This is a genomic window from Gordonia jacobaea (assembly GCF_965344965.1).
Lineage (GTDB): Bacteria > Actinomycetota > Actinomycetes > Mycobacteriales > Mycobacteriaceae > Gordonia > Gordonia jacobaea.
Window position 1 is genome coordinate 206191 of the sequence record NZ_CBDRLS010000002.1, and the last position, 17171, is coordinate 223361.

Here is a 17171-nt window from a genome sequence, read left to right on the forward strand (position 1 = left end):
GGTAGCCGTCAGCGGTACTCGCTGCCGAAACCGTAGTCGTCCAGCGGAACCGCAGCGCCGGCGGGAGCACCGAAGGTGCCGTCCGGGCTGTAGTAGGTGTCGTCGTAGGACGGCACCGCGTAGGCGGCCGCGCGGGCCTCCTCGGTCGGCTGGACCTCGATGTTGCGGTACCGGTTGATGCCCGTACCAGCCGGGATCAACTTACCGATGATCACGTTCTCCTTCAGACCGATCAGCTTGTCGCTGCGGCTGTTGATGGCCGCATCGGTCAGGACACGCGTGGTCTCCTGGAACGACGCCGCCGACAGCCAGGACTCGGTCGCCAGCGAAGCCTTGGTGATACCCATGAGGACCGGACGTCCGGCGGCGGGCTCGCCACCCTCGGACACGACCTGCCGGTTCGCGGCCTCGAACTCGGCACGCTCGGTGAGCGAGCCGGGCAGGAACTCCGTCGAACCCGAGTCGATGATCGTCACGCGACGCAGCATCTGACGCACGATGGTCTCGATGTGCTTGTCGTGGATCGACACACCCTGGCTCCGGTAGACCTCCTGGACCTCGTTGACCAGGTGCACCTGCACCTGACGCGGACCCATGACGCGCAGCACCTCGTGCGGGTTCGCCGAACCCTCCATGAGCTGCTGGCCCACCTCGACGTGGTCGCCGTCGGCGAGAAGACGCTCGGAGCCGTCGTCGTGCTTGAAGACACGCAGACGCTGACGCTTCGAGATCTTGTCGTAGACAACCTCTTCCGATCCGTCATCGGGGATGATCGTGATCTTGTAGAAGCGGTCGTCGTCCTCCAGGCGAATCCGTCCGGAAACCTCCGCGATCGGTGCGACACCCTTGGGTACGCGCGCCTCGAAGAGCTCCTGGACACGCGGCAGACCACCGGTGATGTCGTCACCGACGCCACCCTGGTGGAACGTACGCATCGTCAGCTGGGTACCGGGCTCACCGATCGACTGGGCCGCGATGATACCGACGGCCTCACCGATGTCGACGAGCTTGCCGGTCGCCATCGAACGGCCGTAGCACATGGCGCAGACGCCGGTGCCGGTCGCGCAGGTCAGGACCGAACGGACCTTGACCTGGTTGATGCCTGCTGCGAGCAGAGCCTCGATGGCCGGATCGCCGAGGTCGTGACCACGTTCGACGATGACGTTGCCGTTCTCGTCGACCGCGTCGGCGGCCAGGGTGCGGGCGTACGCCGAGGTCTCGACGTGCGCGTCGCGGATGATCGAACCATCCGGCTGCTTCTCACCGAGCAACACGTTGATGCCGCGCTCGGTGCCGCAGTCGGTCTCGCGGACGATGACGTCCTGGCTCACGTCGACCAGACGACGGGTCAGGTAACCCGAGTCGGCCGTACGAAGTGCGGTGTCGGCCAGACCCTTACGAGCACCGTGCGTGTTGATGAAGTACTCGGCGACGGTCAGACCCTCGCGGAACGAGGACTTGATCGGACGCGGGATGAACTCACCCTTCGGGTTCGTCACCAGCCCCTTCATGCCCGACAGGTTTCGCACCTGGGTCATGTTTCCGGTCGCGCCGGACTTCGGGATCATGGTGATCGGGTTGTCGTCGGGGTAGTAGTCCTCCATGGCCTTACCGACTTCCTCGGTGGCCTGCTTCCAGATCTCGACCAGAGCATCACGACGCTCGTCCGGGGTGAGGGCACCACGCTGGAACTTGCGCTCCAGTCCGTCGGCCCGCTCCTCGTAACGCTCGAGGATCTCAGCCTTGGCCGGCGGCACGAGCACGTCGGCCATCGACACGGTGACACCCGAACGAGTGGCCCAGTAGAAGCCGACGTCCTTGAGCTTGTCGACGGTCTGTGCGACGACGATCATCGGGTAGCGCTCGGCGAGATCGTTGATGATCGCGGCCTGACGCTTCTTCGGCATCTGCTCGTCGACATACGCGTATTCGACGGGGAGCAGCTCGTTGAAGAGCACGCGACCCAGCGTCGTCACGACGTCCCACGGCTGACCGAACTTCCAGCCATCCGGGAACTGCTCGGCCTCGATGTCGGCAGGCGGACGCTGATCGGTCAGACGCACCTTGATGCGCGACTGCACGGTGAGCGCACCGCGGTCGACGGCCATGATGGCCTCGGCCGGGCTCGAGTAGACGCCACGCTCGATGTCGTCGTCGGTTGCCGGCGTGTACTCGCCTGCCGCGCCCTCCTTGAGGGTGGTCAGGTAGTACAGACCGGTCACCATGTCCAGACGCGGCATGGCCAGCGGGCGACCCGACGCGGGCGACAGGATGTTGTTCGACGACAGCATCAGGATGCGCGCCTCGGCCTGCGCCTCCGCACTCAGCGGGAGGTGCACGGCCATCTGGTCACCGTCGAAGTCGGCGTTGAACGCCTCACACACGAGCGGGTGCAGCTGGATGGCCTTGCCCTCGACGAGCTGCGGCTCGAACGCCTGGATACCCAGGCGGTGCAGCGTCGGAGCACGGTTGAGCAGCACGGGGTGCTCGGCGATGACCTCTTCGAGGACATCCCACACGGCCGGGCGCTGACGCTCGACCATGCGCTTGGCGCTCTTGATGTTCTGCGCCTGGTTCAGGTCGACGAGACGCTTCATCACGAACGGCTTGAACAGCTCGAGAGCCATCAGCTTGGGCAGACCACACTGATGCAGCTTGAGCTGCGGGCCGACGACGATGACCGAACGGCCCGAGTAGTCGACGCGCTTACCGAGCAGGTTCTGACGGAAACGACCCTGCTTGCCCTTGAGCAGATCGGACAGCGACTTGAGCGGGCGGTTGCCCGGTCCGGTGACCGGACGGCCGCGGCGGCCGTTGTCGAACAGGGCGTCGACAGACTCCTGCAGCATCCGCTTCTCGTTGTTGACGATGATCTCGGGTGCACCGAGGTCGATCAGTCGCTTGAGGCGGTTGTTGCGGTTGATCACACGACGATAGAGGTCGTTGAGGTCGGAGGTCGCGAAGCGTCCACCGTCGAGCTGCACCATCGGACGCAGCTCCGGCGGGATCACCGGCACAGCGTCGAGGACCATGCCCAGCGGCGAGTTGCCCGACTGCTGGAACGCCGCGACGACCTTGAGTCGCTTGAGCGCACGCAGCTTCTTCTGACCCTTACCGCTGCGGATGGTCTCGCGCAGCGACTCGGCCTCGGCGTCGATGTCGAAGGTCTCGAGGAGCTTCTTGATCGCCTCGGCGCCCATCGCACCGGTGAAGTACTCGCCGTAGCGATCCTGCAGCTGGTGGTAGAGCTTCTCATCGATGATCAGGTCGCCCGGGGAGAGCTTCACGAACTTGTCCCACAGCTCTTCGAGAGCGTCGAGCTCACGCTGTGCTGCGTCGCGCATCCGCTTCATCTCGCGGTCGCCACCGTCGCGCACCTTGCGGCGCACGTCGGCCTTGGCACCCTCGGCCTCGAGCTCGGCGAGGTCGGCCTCGAGCTTCTGCTGACGCTCGTTGAGGTCGGCGTCGCGCTGATCGGCGACGGCCTTCTTCTCGACCTCCATCTCGGCCTCGAGCGTCGAGAGCTCGTTGTGGCGGAGCTCGTCGTCGACCGAGGTGATGACGTATGCGGCGAAGTAGATGATCTTCTCGAGATCCTTCGGCGCGAGGTCGAGCAGGTAGCCCAGGCGGCTCGGGACACCCTTGAAGTACCAGATGTGGGTGACCGGTGCGGCCAGCTCGATGTGGCCCATCCGCTCACGACGCACCTTGGCCTTGGTGACCTCGACGCCGCAGCGCTCGCAGATGATGCCCTTGAAGCGCACGCGCTTGTACTTGCCGCAGTAGCACTCCCAGTCGCGAGTAGGTCCGAAGATCTTCTCGCAGAACAGGCCGTCCTTCTCAGGCTTCAGCGTGCGGTAGTTGATGGTCTCCGGCTTCTTGACCTCGCCGTACGACCAGTTGTGGATATCGTCGGCCGTTGCAAGACCGATCTTCAGTTCGTCGAAAAAGTTGACGTCGAGCACTTGTTACCTTTCCAGAGCTCTGTCAATAAAGGGCCGTTGGCCGCCGGTCACGGAAACTCCGTGACCGGCGGCAGCGAGATCAGTTCGCGAGGTCGTCGACAGTGGCCGACTCGTTGCGCGACAGGTTGATGCCGAGGTTGGCGGCCGCGCGCTCGAGATCCTCGTCATCGGTGTCGTGCATCTGAATCGCCGCACCGTCGGAGCTCAGCACCTCGACGTTCAAGCAGAGTGACTGCAGCTCCTTGAGGAGCACCTTGAACGACTCGGGGATGCCCGGCTCGGGGATGTTCTCGCCCTTGACGATGGCCTCGTAGACCTTGACGCGGCCGACCACGTCGTCGGACTTGATCGTCAGCAGCTCCTGCAGGGTGTAGGCAGCGCCGTACGCCTGCATGGCCCAACACTCCATCTCACCGAAGCGCTGGCCACCGAACTGGGCCTTACCGCCGAGCGGCTGCTGGGTGATCATCGAGTACGGACCGGTGGAGCGAGCGTGGATCTTGTCGTCGACCAGGTGGTGCAGCTTGATGATGTACATGTAGCCGACAGACACCGGGTACGGGAACGGCTCGCCGGAACGACCGTCGAACAGCATCGCCTTGCCGTCGCCGTTGACCATGACCTCACCGTCGCGGTTCGGAAGCGTCGAGGACAGCAGTCCGGTCAGCTCCTCCTCGCGGGCGCCGTCGAACACCGGGGTTGCGGTGTTGGTGTCGGGCTCGGCCGAGTACATGTCCTCGGGCAGCTTCGACGCCCAGTCGGGCACACCATTCGCGACGTTGATGTTCCAGCCGGTCTTGGCGATCCACCCGAGGTGGGTCTCCAAGATCTGACCGATGTTCATACGACGCGGAACACCGTGGGTGTTCAGGATGATGTCGACAGGGGTGCCGTCGGGCAGGAACGGCATGTCCTCCTGCGGGAGGATCTTGCCGATGACGCCCTTGTTGCCGTGGCGGCCTGCGAGCTTGTCGCCGTCCTGGATCTTGCGCTTCTGAGCCACGTACACGCGGACCAGCTCGTTGACACCGGGTGCGAGATCGTCGTCGTCGTCGCGGCTGAAGACGCGGACGCCGATGACCTTGCCGGTCTCACCGTGAGGCACCTTGAGCGACGTGTCGCGAACCTCGCGAGCCTTCTCACCGAAGATCGCGCGGAGCAGACGCTCTTCCGGGGTCAGCTCGGTCTCGCCCTTCGGGGTGACCTTGCCGACCAGGATGTCGCCATCGCGGACCTCGGCACCGATACGCACGATGCCGCGCTCGTCGAGGTCGGCGAGGACCTCGTCGGAGACGTTCGGGATGTCACGCGTGATCTCCTCGGCACCGAGCTTGGTGTCGCGGGCATCGATCTCGTGCTCCTCGATGTGGATCGAGGTGAGCACGTCCTCCTCCACGAGCCGCTGGCTCAGGATGATGGCGTCCTCGTAGTTGTGACCCTCCCACGGCATGATCGCCACGAGCAGGTTCTTGCCCAGTGCCATCTCGCCGTTCTCGGTGCACGGACCGTCGGCCAGGACCTGGCCTGCCTCGACGCGCTGTCCCTCGTCTACGATCGGGCGCTGGTTGGCGCACGTGCCGTGGTTGGAGCGGGCGAACTTGCGCATCCGGTAGGTGTCGCGGGTGCCGTCGTCTGCCATCACGGTGATGTAGTCGGCGGAAACCTCTTCGATCACACCGGTCTTGCCCGAGACGATGACGTCGCCGGCGTCGACCGCGGCACGCAGTTCCATACCGGTGCCGACCAGCGGCGACTCGTTACGGACCAGCGGCACGGCCTGACGCTGCATGTTCGCACCCATCAGGGCGCGGTTCGCGTCGTCGTGCTCGAGGAACGGAATCATCGCGGTTGCGACCGACACCATCTGTCGCGGCGAGACGTCGAGGTATTCGACGTCGCTCGCGCCGACGAACTCGACCTCCGAACCCTTCTTACGGACCAGCACGCGATCGTCGGTGATGGTTCCGTTGAGGTCGAAGTTGGTGTTCGCCTGGCCGATGAGGAAGCGATCTTCCTCGTCCGCTGTCAGGTACTGGATGTCGTCGCTGACGACGCCATCGACGACCTTGCGGTACGGCGTCTCGATGAAGCCGAACGGGTTGACCCGTGCGTACACCGACAGCGAACCGATCAGACCGATGTTCGGACCCTCAGGGGTCTCGATCGGACACATACGGCCGTAGTGCGACGGGTGGACGTCGCGGACCTCGAGGCCCGCACGCTCACGGCTCAGACCACCCGGGCCCAGAGCCGAGAGACGACGCTTGTGCGTCAGACCCGACAGCGGGTTGTTCTGGTCCATGAACTGCGAGAGCTGCGACGTTCCGAAGAACTCCTTGATCGCGGCCACGACGGGACGGATGTTGATCAGGGTCTGCGGGGTGATCGCCTCGACGTCCTGGGTCGTCATGCGCTCACGCACGACGCGCTCCATACGCGAGAGTCCGACGCGGATCTGGTTCTGGATGAGCTCGCCGACGGTGCGCAGACGACGGTTGCCGAAGTGGTCGATGTCGTCGACCTCGATCGGAACCTCGAGGCTGTCGGGTCCGGCGACCTGCGAGAACGACACGGTGTGCGGGTCGGCATCGTGCAGACGCACGAGGTACTCGACGGTCGCGGCGATGTCTTCGCGGGTGAGGACCGACTCGCCCGTCATCGGGTTGTCGGTGAGGCCCAGCTTCTTGTTGACCTTGTAGCGGCCGACGCGGGCGAGGTCGTAGCGCTTCTCCTTGAAGAACAGGTTCTCGAGGAGGTTCTCGGCCGACTCGCGGGTCGGGGGCTCGCCCGGACGCAGCTTGCGGTAGACCTCGAGCAGCGCCTCGTCCTGGTTGGCGGTGTTGTCCTTCTCCAGGGTCGACATCATGATCTCGGAGAACCCGAAACGCTCGCTGATCTCTTCGTTCGTCCAGCCGAGAGCCTTCAGCAGCACGGTGACCGGCTGACGACGCTTGCGGTCGATGCGCACACCGACGGTGTCGCGCTTGTCGACGTCGAATTCCAGCCATGCGCCACGGCCCGGGATGACCTTCACGGTGTGGAGGGTCTTCTCGGTGGCCTTGTCGATGGAGGCGTCGAAGTAGACGCCCGGGCTACGGACGAGCTGAGACACGACGACACGCTCGGTGCCGTTGATGATGAAGCTGCCCTTGTCGGTCATGATCGGGAAGTCGCCCATGAAAACGGTCTGCGACTTGATCTCACCGGTGTTGTTGTTGATGAACTCCGCGGTGACGAACAGGGGCGCCGCGTAGGTCATGTCCTTGTCTTTGCACTCCTCGACGGAGGCCTTGACCTCGTCGAAGTGAGGGTCGGAGAAGGAAAGCGACATCGAGCCCGAGAAGTCCTCGATCGGCGACAGTTCGTGGAGGATGTCCTCCAGACCGCCGACGGGGTTCTCTTCGCCACGGGCGATGGCCTTGGCGCGCCACTCGGGGGAGCCGACGAGCCACTCGAAGGAATCGAGCTGTAGATCAAGGAGGCCCGGTACCTCCAGAGGCTCGCTGATTTTCGCGAACGATGCGCGATGCGGCGCATTCGGGATGGTGGTTGAGGTGGACTGGCGATCGACTGCCAAGGTGCGTCCTTCCAACACGAGGGTTCTGCCTAGCGGTGTGTGCAACAAGCGCTAAGTGGCTTGGTGGGCCGTTCGCTGGTGACAACCTTCGATCGCGATCACCATGCACACACCAGAGGAGAATGTGGCCAGAAGGAGAATCGACAGATGGACAGGAGGCAGCCAGCGCAACGTCCAACTGTAGCAGAAAATAGACGCACTTTGTCAAGTAGCGTCTGGAAACGATTTCGCACTGGTGGCTGCCCGCGCTGCAATCGCTGGTCACAGATTGGCCCGCCAACGCCGCCACGTCAAGCGGTACGCGCCAATTTGTGTAAGAAAATTAGCGCCTCACCTGCGTGATGCCGCGTCGAGGGGGTCAAAGCGCCGACTGTTCAGCATCACGACGCGCGTAGAACACGCGCTGGCCACGTGGCCGCGCTGGGCAGTTTTGCACGACGAGGAGCCGCCGTCGGGCAACTCAGATATCCGCGACCTTGGCGATGAGCCACGAGTCGCCGTGCTTCTCCATGTTCACCTGGTAGCGCGGGGTGAGGCTCTGTGTCGGTACGCCGTTCTGGGTGCCGGACAGGATCATGTTGACCACGATGACAGCGCGGGAACCGTCGCCGCTGCCGGTGAGGTCGCGCACGCCGATCGCGTCGATCTGGCAGTCGGTGGTGGCTTTTGCCTGCTCCATGACCTGTTTGAGGGGCGCGACCTGCTTGTTGAACTGTGCAAGGGCCTCCCCTGTCAGTCCCGACCTCGCGTTGTTCGACCACTCGTCGAACTTCGTCCCGTTGGCGGAGTTGGCCGTGCAGACCTTGGTCTGGGCCTGTGACACCAGTTCGCTGGTCGCTGCCTGGTCGATGAAAGCCTTGTTCGAACCGATTGTCGCGCCCGGGTGGACTGCCAGCACGATCGCGGCGATCGCGAGCACGCCCGTGATGATGCCGAGGACCGTCAACGTGCGACGGCTCAGCTTCACAAACGACGACGGTGAAGCGCCCCTGCGTGGTTTCGAGGCCTGGTCCGTCGACACCGGCGTCGTCGTACTTTGCGACGCCGCGGTGTTGGGTTTGATCGTCGAGACGCGTGCGACACGTCGGGTCTTCGCGGTCGGACGTGCCTCCGCGACGTCGGAGTCGGGCTTCTCGAGCGACGGGCCGGTGCCCGCGGTGGTTTCGGCGGCCTCAGTGGTTGCAGCGGCATCCGTTGTGTCAGCGGCCTCGGCCTTTTCGGCTGCTTCGGCGCTCTCTGCGCTGTTGTCAGCGACGACGGCACTCTCAGCAGCCTCGGCCATCTCGACGGCTTCGGCGTCTGCGCTCTCGGCGGCCGGGGCGTCGACCGGCGAGGTCTCAGTGACCTCGGGAGTCTCCGGACTCCGGGTGGTCTCCACGACCTCCGGCGTCTCCGTGGTCTCGGGCGTCTGCGGGTCGCCTGCGGCCGAGGAGCGGCCGCGGCCGGCGACTCGTGGCCGGTATGCGGAGGGTCGACGGGACGGGCCGTTGCCCGGCTTACGCGGTGGGCGTGCCATCAGTTCCCCCCTCCCTGTTGCTGGTTGCCAGAGCCCGACTGTCCCGGCTCCTCGACGCTGATCCCGTCCAGCGGAGAGATGTTCGACGCCTTCCAGGTGCCGTCCACGTCCGTCATGGTGACCGAGAAGCCCATCGTCTGGGTCACGCCGGCCTCATTGGCCCGCTTGGCCGTGGCGTCGACGTAGATCAGCACCTTCGCCGTGCCGGCGTCGGCGTTGACCTCGGTCGGAGCCGACCGCTTGAGCCGGGACGTCAGCGTCGCGGCTTGCGGACCTGCCTGCGTGATCTGCTGATTGAGCGTCGTCACGTCCTGTGCGGTGATCTGCTCCTTGGCTTTGCCGGTCAACGAGCTGTCGACGCGACGCTTCCAGTCAGCGGTGTTTTTCGGGTCGACGGTCGTGACGTTGATGATCGCCTGCTCGGCACCCGACACCGCCTCGTCGCGCGCGGTCTGGATCGGCTTCTCGACGAAGTACACCTCGTAGGCGCGGTAGCCGAAGAAGGCGACACACGCAGCGGCAACAAGCACCGCGACGATGGCGAGCACGCCGACGAGCGGGTGACTGCGCCATGTGCCGTCGTTGACGTTCGTCGGCTCCGACGCCTGTGTCGGGTCAGTCATGGTGGTCATCGGGCGTCACTGTAGCGAGCACACCTGAGAGAGAGCCAATTCGATCGACACACATCGTCGACGACGCGGCGCTCCCGCCGGTCAGCCACCGAATCCGTCGGTGCCGAACCCACCCGGCTTCACCGGACGGACGCCCATCATCGCCGCCAACTGCGTGGCCAACGGCGTCAGGTTGAGCTTGTCCGGATCCTTCTTCGGGGTCGAATCCCAGGGCTGAGGTGTGTTCGGGTTCGCGTACTCCACGCGCTTGGCGCTGCGCACACCGGTCGGATTTCCGAACGGGACGTTGCAGGACGCCTGCGTGTTGAACGGGAACTCGTCGTAGCGGATGTCGAATGTCGGGTCCTTCTTACGGATGTTGTCGATCATGGCGTCGGTCGACTCGTAACCACGCGTACATGCCGGCGGGTTATTGGTCTCGAGCACGATGCCGAAGTGGATCTGCCCGTCGCCGGGTGCCGGTGAATGGCTGCCCGCCGAGAGCGCCGACAGCATCGCGAACGTTCCGTTCGTCATGTAGCCGGCAGGTTCGATCGTGCGTGCAACCTCGGAGAGCTGTCCGACGACCTTGGCGATATCGCCGCCGTTTTTCTGGATCAGATTCGAGATCTGCGTCGCCGACGTCGTTCCGGTGGTGAGCAGTCGTCTCAGGTCGGGATCGGACGCCGCGAGCGTCGCCGTGACCAGGTCGAGACTGCGCGACCACGCGAGGATCTGATCGGACTGGTCGGCCTGCGTGGCCAGTACGACGTTGGCGTTGTTGATCAGCGAGATCGTCTGGTCGAGGTTGTCGACGCCTGCACGCGAGAGCTTGCCGAGCGAGTCGACGAGCCGCGTGAGGTTCTCGGCCTGACCATTGAATGCTTTGCCGAGCTCGGTGATCACCGTGTGCAGATCGTCGATCGGGATCGACTCGGTGAAGTCGATCGCAGACGACACGACGTCCTCGAGTGGTGGCGGAACCGATGACCGGGTGATCGTCGAGTTGTCGGCGAGGTAGGGCGAGCCCGTCGACTGCGGTTGCAGGTCGACGTACTGCTCACCGATCGCCGAGCGGTTCGCGATCACCGCGACCGAATCAGCCGGAATCTGCGGCGAGTTCGAATCGATGACGAGTGCGACGTTCACGCCGGTTTTCGTCAGCTCGAGTTTGCCGACACGACCGACCGGGATGCCCATGTAGGTCACCTCGGCATTGGTGAAGATGCCGCCGGAGTCCTTGAGCGACGCCGTCACCGTGTACGTGCCGATGCCGACCGTCTTGTCGAGTCGTGCGTACTTTGCGCCCACGAACGCGATCGCGACCAAACCGACGACCACGAACAAGATGAGCTGGATCTTCGCGAGTCTGCTGACCATCTATCCGACCCCCAGGAGTTTCAGCGGACCTTCGATGAACCTCTGGTCGCTCGACGCGGGTGCCGGGAAGTTCGCAGGCTTCTGCGCCGACGCCCCACTGCCACGCGGGACCGTCGCCGAAGCCGGGTATCGGCCACCCGACGGTGGCGTGTTCGGACCCGGCGTCGCATTGCGAGCAGGCGGCAACAGCGTGATGGTCGGCCAGCCGTAACGCGGGCCATTTCCGTTGATGTACGGGTTGCTCGGGTTCACCGGGACGCTGTGCCGCTGTGGCGGCGAGTACTTCGGCGTCCCCTGTCCGACGCCCAACGCCTCGAGCTGGTTCAACAGCCGCAGGTCGAGCGTCATGAACAGGTTGGTCGAGTCGCCCTGGACAGCAGGCAGCAACGAATCCGGGAACGGGTGAGTCAGCATCAGCGGTGCCGCGGTGATCAGATCAGGGGCAGCCTTCGCGAGCTCTGTGAGCACGGGACGCAGTGCCTTCAGATCTGTGATCAGCGCGTCGTGCGACCGTCCGAGGACGTCGGTGCCGACCTGTCCGAGCTTGTCGAGCTTGGTCAGCAGGTCGACGAACTGCGGACGCTGCTCCTCGAGCACTGCCACACCTGCCGGCAGTTCCTTGAGGATGCGATCGATCTGCGTCGTCTGCGCTGCAGCCCTGTCCGACAACCTGTCGAGGCCGTCGATCGCCGCGAGAATGGAGTCGCGCTGGCGGTTGAGGCCTGCCATCAGCGAACTGGCGTTCTGGATCAAATCGTTGACCTTGTCGGCACGACCGTCGAGCGCTTTGTTGAGCTCTGTGACGATCGGTTCGAGCTGGTTGATGCCGCCGCCGTTGAGCAGCATCGACAGTGCGCCGAGTACCTGTTCGATATCGGTTGCGGTCCGCGTGCGATCCAGCGGAATCGCCGCCGACTGGTCCTGACGCGGCAGCGACGCGCTGTTCGCGGGCTCGGTCAGCGCGACGAACTTCTCGCCGAGCAGTGACGTCTGCTGCACAGCCGCACCGGCCTGATCAGACAGATCGATGTCGTTCTTCACCTTGACGGTGACGAGCGCGAACCATTCGTTCTTCGGGATCTCGACGCTGGTCACACGTCCGACGGGGATACCGTCACGCTTGACCACCGACTGCGGAACCAGGTCGAGGATGTTCGAGAACTGGATCTTGTAGGTGCGCGGATTGTCGCCGACGTCGACGCCGCCGGGCAGCGGAATCGACTGAATCCCATTTGACCCACAACCCGCGACCGTCAGCACCGCGGTCAACACCGCCACCGCGGCGATGACCCCGCGCCATGCACGCGGAACGAACCCACCGATAAGCCGAGTCATCAGTTACCTCCCGACCGTGGCGTGGCCGACGGCTTCGCCGATGCCGGCGTCTTGGTCGCCGGGCCCGGGTTCGCCTGCGGGTCGGGTGTTCCGGGGACCGTTCCCGGCACCGGGTACCGCTGCAGCTTGTTGTTGCTCATGATGCCGAACGGCAGCACCGGCAGGATCGGGGTGAGCACGTCATTCGTGATCTGCTTGCCGATCGTCTTGCACTGGTTGATGAACGGCTTGAGCGTGTCGCTGAACTGATCTGCAGCGGGATTGCCCGGCAGCAGCGCACCGAGGTCGAGGAACTGGCACGTTGCCTGCGTCGGGTCCTGCAGGTCCGGCAGCGTGAGACGCATGGCGATCGTGCCCGACTCCGCGTCGTAGGCGTTGATCAGGTTGTTGATCGTCAGCGGCAGCACGGTCAGCGTCTCCTTGAGACTCTGCTGTGTGTTGACGAGCGCCTGGGTCGTCGGCTTCAGGTCGTTGACGGTCTCGCCGATCTGCTCGCGATTGTCGGCGACGAACGTCGCGACGTCGCCGAGCGCGATCGACAGTTTGTTCAGCGCGGCCGACAGTTGCTGCCGCTCCCCCGCGAGGAACGTGTTGAACGACGCCATCTGGTTGTTGAACTGGCGAACCTGGGAGTCGTTCTCCTTCAACGCCCCGACGAACACGTCGAGGTTGTTGACGGTATCGACGATGTTGCCGCGCGAATCCGAGAGGGTCGTCGTCGCCTTGGACAGGTTCTCGATGGCATCGCCGAGCTTGGCGCCGTTGCCCTCGAGGTTCTGCGCACCGACCGCGACGAGGTCGCTGACCGCGCCATCCTTGTTGGCTCCGTTGGGACCCAACGCCTTGGACAGCTTTTCGACGCTCTCGTAGATCTTGTCGACCTCGACCGGAACCATCGTCTGCTTCTCGGTCAGCGTGATGTTGCGCGGCGCCTTGGGGCCACCCGAGTACGCGGGCGTCAACTGGACGTACCGGTCGGCGACCACTGACGGGATCACCTGAACCGCACGGACATCGGCAGGCAGGTCGACGCCACGGTCGACGGTCATCGTCACCTTGACGGTCTGGCCGTCAGGGGTGACCGAGTCGATCTTGCCGACCGGCACACCGAGAACCCGGACGTCAGAACCCTTGTAGATGCCGACCGTCCGCGCGAACGTCGCGGTGATCTTCGTGGTCCCCATCGAGCTGAAGACCCACCACAGCGCACCAGCGACGATCAGCGCGAGGATCAACCCGAGCACGATGATCACGATGTGGCGTGGAGTAAACCAACGTCCTGGACCGGAGGTCTTGGACAGATCCGGGGTGGTCATCCGGTTGCCTCCGTTCCACCGTTGTTCTGGTTCGCCTGCTTGTTGGGCAGGCGTGTCGTGTTCTGCTGCGGCAGTGCGGGCGGCAGGAGGTTGGTCACCACGGACTCGAACCACCGACCGTTGCCGAGCACGTTCGCGTACAGCCGATAGAACGGCGCCATGTACGTGATCGTGTCCTGCAGGTTCTGGTTCTGCTCCTTGAGCAGGTCGTTGACACCCTTCAGCGAGTCGAGCGCCGGACCGATCTGAGCTTGATTGTCCCGGACGATCCCGCTCAGCGAATCACTCAGTGCCGTCGTCGTTTTCAGCAACGCCGAGATGTTCTTCTGGCGGTTGTTGAGCTCGTCGAGCAACTGGCCCGCGCCCGCGATCAGCTTCACGAACTCCTGGTTGCGATCGGCGAGGATCTTCGACGTGCTCTTGGTCGCCTCGAGTAGCTTCTGCACCTCTTGGTCGCGGCTGGCAATCGTCTGCGACAGACGCGTGACGCCTTCGAGCGCAGGTCCGACGTCGCCCGACGTTCCGGAGAACGTGTCGGAGATCGCCTTCATCGACGTCGCGAGCTGATCGGTGTTCAACGTCTCGACCGAGTCGGCGGCGTCGGAGAACGCCTCGATCACGTCGTAGGGCGACACCGTATCGGTGAGGGCGACGCTCGGGTCGGCGATCTTGCTGCCGCGGGGATTGAGCGACAGGTACTTCTGCCCCAGCACCGTCTTGATCTGGATCGACGCCTGGGTCTGATCGCCGATCCACGTGTTGTTCACGCGGAACTTCACGTCGACGCGGTTGCCGTCGAGCGAGACGTCGCTGACCTCACCGACCTTGACGCCTGCGACACGAACCTCCGCACCTGCACGCAACCCGGCGGCCTCGGTGAACTTGGCCGTGTACTGGGCACCCGCGCCGACGAGCGGCAACGAGTTCAGGTAGAACGCCGACACCGCCATCATGAGCAGGATCAGGATGCCGATCGCACCGATACTGACGGGGCTGCGATGCCCACCAAATCGCTTGTGCCCCGGCTTCTTCTGGGCTGTTCCGTCTGCCATGCTCACCCCCCTGGCTGGTTGTCTTTCCAGCAACGGCTTGCCGCGCTGGTGTAAAGGACATGGTTGATGTACGGAAGCGGGACGAGCGGCTGCGTCAGCAGCGTCGACTTGCCGTTTCCTGCGACGACGTCAATTCCGCACAGATAGAACTGGAACCACGAGCCGAATGTCGCTGCGCGGCCGATCTTCTGGAGCTTGATCGGAAGGTTGGTCAGGATCTGCGCGACGTCGTCACGACGCTTGTTGACCTGGTCGGCCACCTGCTTGAGGCCTGCGATGTCGCCCTGGATGGACGGCCTCGTCGACGTGAGGATCGACGCCGTGACCGCCGTCAGGTTGGAGACCGACGTGATCGCCGAACCGACCGAACCGCGTTGTGCGGCAAGGCCCGTCACCAACTGCTCGGTGTTGTCGAGGAGCGCGGTGAACTGCTCGTCGTTGCGGTTGACCGTGTCGAGAACCTTGGTCAGGTTGGTGATCAGGTCGCCGATCACGGCGTCCTTGTCGGCGATCGAGTTGGTCAGGTCGGCGGTATCGCTGATCAGGCTCGACACGTTGCTCGACTCACCCTGGAAGACCTTGATGATCTCGTCGGAGAGCTTGTTCACGTCTTCGGGCTGAAGCTGCCGGAACAGCGGCTTGAAGCCGTTGAACAACTGCGTCAGGTTGACCGCGGGATGCGTGTTGTTGTCGTTCGGGTTCGCGCCGAAGGTGTGGCCCGGGTTCACCGTCTGCGACGCGTCGCCCGCACCCTTCTCGACCGAGAGGTATCGCAGACCCGTGAGGTTGCGGTACTTGATGTAGATCTGCGCACCCTCGGGCAACTGACGGTCGACGTTGAACGAGACCTGCGCGCGGTTCTTGTCGTAGACCTCGACGTTGCTGACCTGGCCCACACGCACACCGGCGATGCGCACGTCGTCGCCCTTGTTGAGCATCGACGCGTCGGAGAACACGGCCTTGTAGTCGTTGTCGGCCCCACCACCGATGTTGGCGATGGTCAGCGCGAGCAACGCAGTCGCGACCACGGTGACCACAGCGAAGATGATCAGCTTGGTCAACGGCCCCACAATGGACTTCATTTGATGTGCACCTGCGCTCCCTGCAGTGGCGCAGCACCGATCATGGTGGTCCAGGTGGGCACGTCGTCGGGCTCAGTCCCGCTGGCCGCGCCGTAGATCACCTTCAGCTGCGCCCGGTAGGTCGGATCGTCGAACGAGTTCTCGCGGATGGTCCCGACGGGGGTCTTGGTGAACTGCGGCTGCGGCAGCTTCTGGACGGTCGTCGGGCCGGGGTTGCGTGACGGCGGCTGGTACGAGCCGTCGGCGAGGCTACCGCCCGGGTACTGCGGGAACGGACGGCCGTTGGTCGGCGGGTCGTAGCAGACAGCCGGAGCGTCGGTTTCGAAGAACCGCGGCTCGTCCTGGTTGGGCAGATAGCGACCACGCGGGTTGACGAACTGCAGGTTCACACGCACACCGGGATTCTTGGTGCCCTTTCCGACGATCTTCTCCGATTCGGGGATCAGCGTCGCGAAGTTGTGGAAGGCGCAGACGAACGTCGGCGACTGCTTGGCGAGTCCGGTCAGGAACGGCTCCGAGTTGGTGACGAGATCGACGAGGTTGTTGCCGTTCTGCTGCAACCAATTGGTCGTGTCGGTCGACGCGGTTCCGAGAGTTGCGATCAGAGTCCGCAGATCTCCCTGACGGTCGACGATCGTCTTGTTGGTCGTGCGGAAGTTGTCGAGTGCGTCGATGACGTCCGGCAATGCCGTCGAATAGGTCTTCGAGAACGACGCGAGTCCCTGCAACGTGCCCTCGAGCGAGTTGAGGTTCTTCGGCGTCGACAGTCGGCCAAAGATCGTGTTGAGCTCTTCGAGCGTCGTACCGATCTGCTCACCACGACCCGACAGAGCCTGCGACAACGCAGTCAGGGTCACGTTGAGGTCCTGCGGCGGGATCGCGTCGAGGACGGGCAGTAGACGGTCGAGGAGATCCTGGACCTCTTTTGCATTGCCGCTGGTGTCGGTTTGGATCGTCGCGCCGTTGTCCAGCGTCGGACCCGCCGCCTGCTCGGGAACCTGAAGTGCGACGTAGCGCTCACCGAACAGCGTCTTGGGCAAGATACGGGCGGTGGTGTCGGCCGGCAGTTGCGCGGCCATCTCGGGCTTGAGGCCGAGCGTCACGTTGACCGTGCCATTGCCTGCGGGTTCGACGTCGCGCACCTCCCCGACGAGAACGCCGCGCGCTTTCACGTCAGCGTTCGCGGGTAGTGCGTTACCCACCGAGTCGGTCTTCAGCGTGACGTCGGTGAACGTCGTGAAATCTTTGTTGAATTTCATGATCGTGAGAGTGAAGAAGAGTGCGACCACGATGAAGAACACCAGTCCGAGCAACCGGCGACGAATCACTGTCATCGC

The 17171-nt window shown here is 64.1% G+C and carries 10 protein-coding genes; all 10 read right to left on the reverse strand.

The features are described 5' to 3' along the window. Positions 1-8 precede the first annotated feature (8 nt). Complete coding sequence (locus ACRVY7_RS07065; RefSeq protein ID WP_064866748.1) at positions 9-3965, reverse strand: DNA-directed RNA polymerase subunit beta'; 3957 nt, start codon at positions 3963-3965, stop codon at positions 9-11. 79 nt (positions 3966-4044) lie between these two features. Beyond that, entirely contained in the window at positions 4045-7542 is a 3498-nt protein-coding gene (gene rpoB / locus ACRVY7_RS07070; protein ID WP_049699013.1) for a DNA-directed RNA polymerase subunit beta, read from the reverse strand. A gap of 460 nt (positions 7543-8002) precedes the next feature. Continuing rightward, entirely contained in the window at positions 8003-9058 is a 1056-nt protein-coding gene (locus tag ACRVY7_RS07075; protein WP_431816543.1) for a hypothetical protein, read from the reverse strand. After that, positions 9058-9690, reverse strand: a complete 633-nt coding sequence (locus ACRVY7_RS07080; protein WP_431816544.1) for a hypothetical protein — start codon at positions 9688-9690, stop codon at positions 9058-9060. Before ACRVY7_RS07080 ends, ACRVY7_RS07075 begins: the two co-directional genes overlap by 1 nt. Before the next feature lie 81 nt (positions 9691-9771). Further along, on the reverse strand, positions 9772-11049 hold the full coding sequence (locus ACRVY7_RS07085) for an MCE family protein (protein WP_431816545.1): 1278 nt from the start codon (positions 11047-11049) through the stop codon (positions 9772-9774). Then, positions 11050-12384: an MCE family protein gene (locus ACRVY7_RS07090; protein WP_431816546.1), complete on the reverse strand. Its 1335-nt coding sequence runs from the start codon at positions 12382-12384 to the stop codon at positions 11050-11052. Further along, entirely contained in the window at positions 12384-13700 is a 1317-nt protein-coding gene (locus tag ACRVY7_RS07095; protein ID WP_270483898.1) for an MCE family protein, read from the reverse strand. The genes ACRVY7_RS07090 and ACRVY7_RS07095 overlap by 1 nt, the downstream gene beginning before the upstream one ends. Further along, a complete protein-coding gene (locus ACRVY7_RS07100) occupies positions 13697-14752 on the reverse strand; it encodes an MlaD family protein (RefSeq protein WP_431816547.1) in 1056 nt (351 codons plus the stop codon). The genes ACRVY7_RS07095 and ACRVY7_RS07100 overlap by 4 nt, the downstream gene beginning before the upstream one ends. 2 nt (positions 14753-14754) lie before the next feature. Beyond that, complete coding sequence (locus ACRVY7_RS07105) at positions 14755-15834, reverse strand: MCE family protein (RefSeq protein ID WP_431816548.1); 1080 nt, start codon at positions 15832-15834, stop codon at positions 14755-14757. Beyond that, positions 15831-17168, reverse strand: coding sequence for an MCE family protein (locus ACRVY7_RS07110; protein ID WP_431816549.1), 1338 nt, complete (start codon positions 17166-17168; stop codon positions 15831-15833). Before ACRVY7_RS07110 ends, ACRVY7_RS07105 begins: the two co-directional genes overlap by 4 nt. Positions 17169-17171: the final 3 nt, after the last annotated feature.

Bases quoted from the DNA above. Each gene is read 5' to 3' on its own strand.
- ACRVY7_RS07075 (WP_431816543.1), bottom strand. From the start codon at position 9,058: ATGGCACGCCCACCGCGTAAGCCGGGCAACGGCCCGTCCCGTCGACCC.
- ACRVY7_RS07080 (WP_431816544.1), bottom strand. From the start codon at position 9,690: ATGACCACCATGACTGACCCGACACAGGCGTCGGAGCCGACGAACGTC.
- ACRVY7_RS07085 (WP_431816545.1), bottom strand. From the start codon at position 11,049: ATGGTCAGCAGACTCGCGAAGATCCAGCTCATCTTGTTCGTGGTCGTC.
- ACRVY7_RS07090 (WP_431816546.1), bottom strand. From the start codon at position 12,384: ATGACTCGGCTTATCGGTGGGTTCGTTCCGCGTGCATGGCGCGGGGTC.
- ACRVY7_RS07095 (WP_270483898.1), bottom strand. From the start codon at position 13,700: ATGACCACCCCGGATCTGTCCAAGACCTCCGGTCCAGGACGTTGGTTT.
- ACRVY7_RS07100 (WP_431816547.1), bottom strand. From the start codon at position 14,752: ATGGCAGACGGAACAGCCCAGAAGAAGCCGGGGCACAAGCGATTTGGT.
- ACRVY7_RS07105 (WP_431816548.1), bottom strand. From the start codon at position 15,834: ATGAAGTCCATTGTGGGGCCGTTGACCAAGCTGATCATCTTCGCTGTG.
- ACRVY7_RS07110 (WP_431816549.1), bottom strand. From the start codon at position 17,168: ATGACAGTGATTCGTCGCCGGTTGCTCGGACTGGTGTTCTTCATCGTG.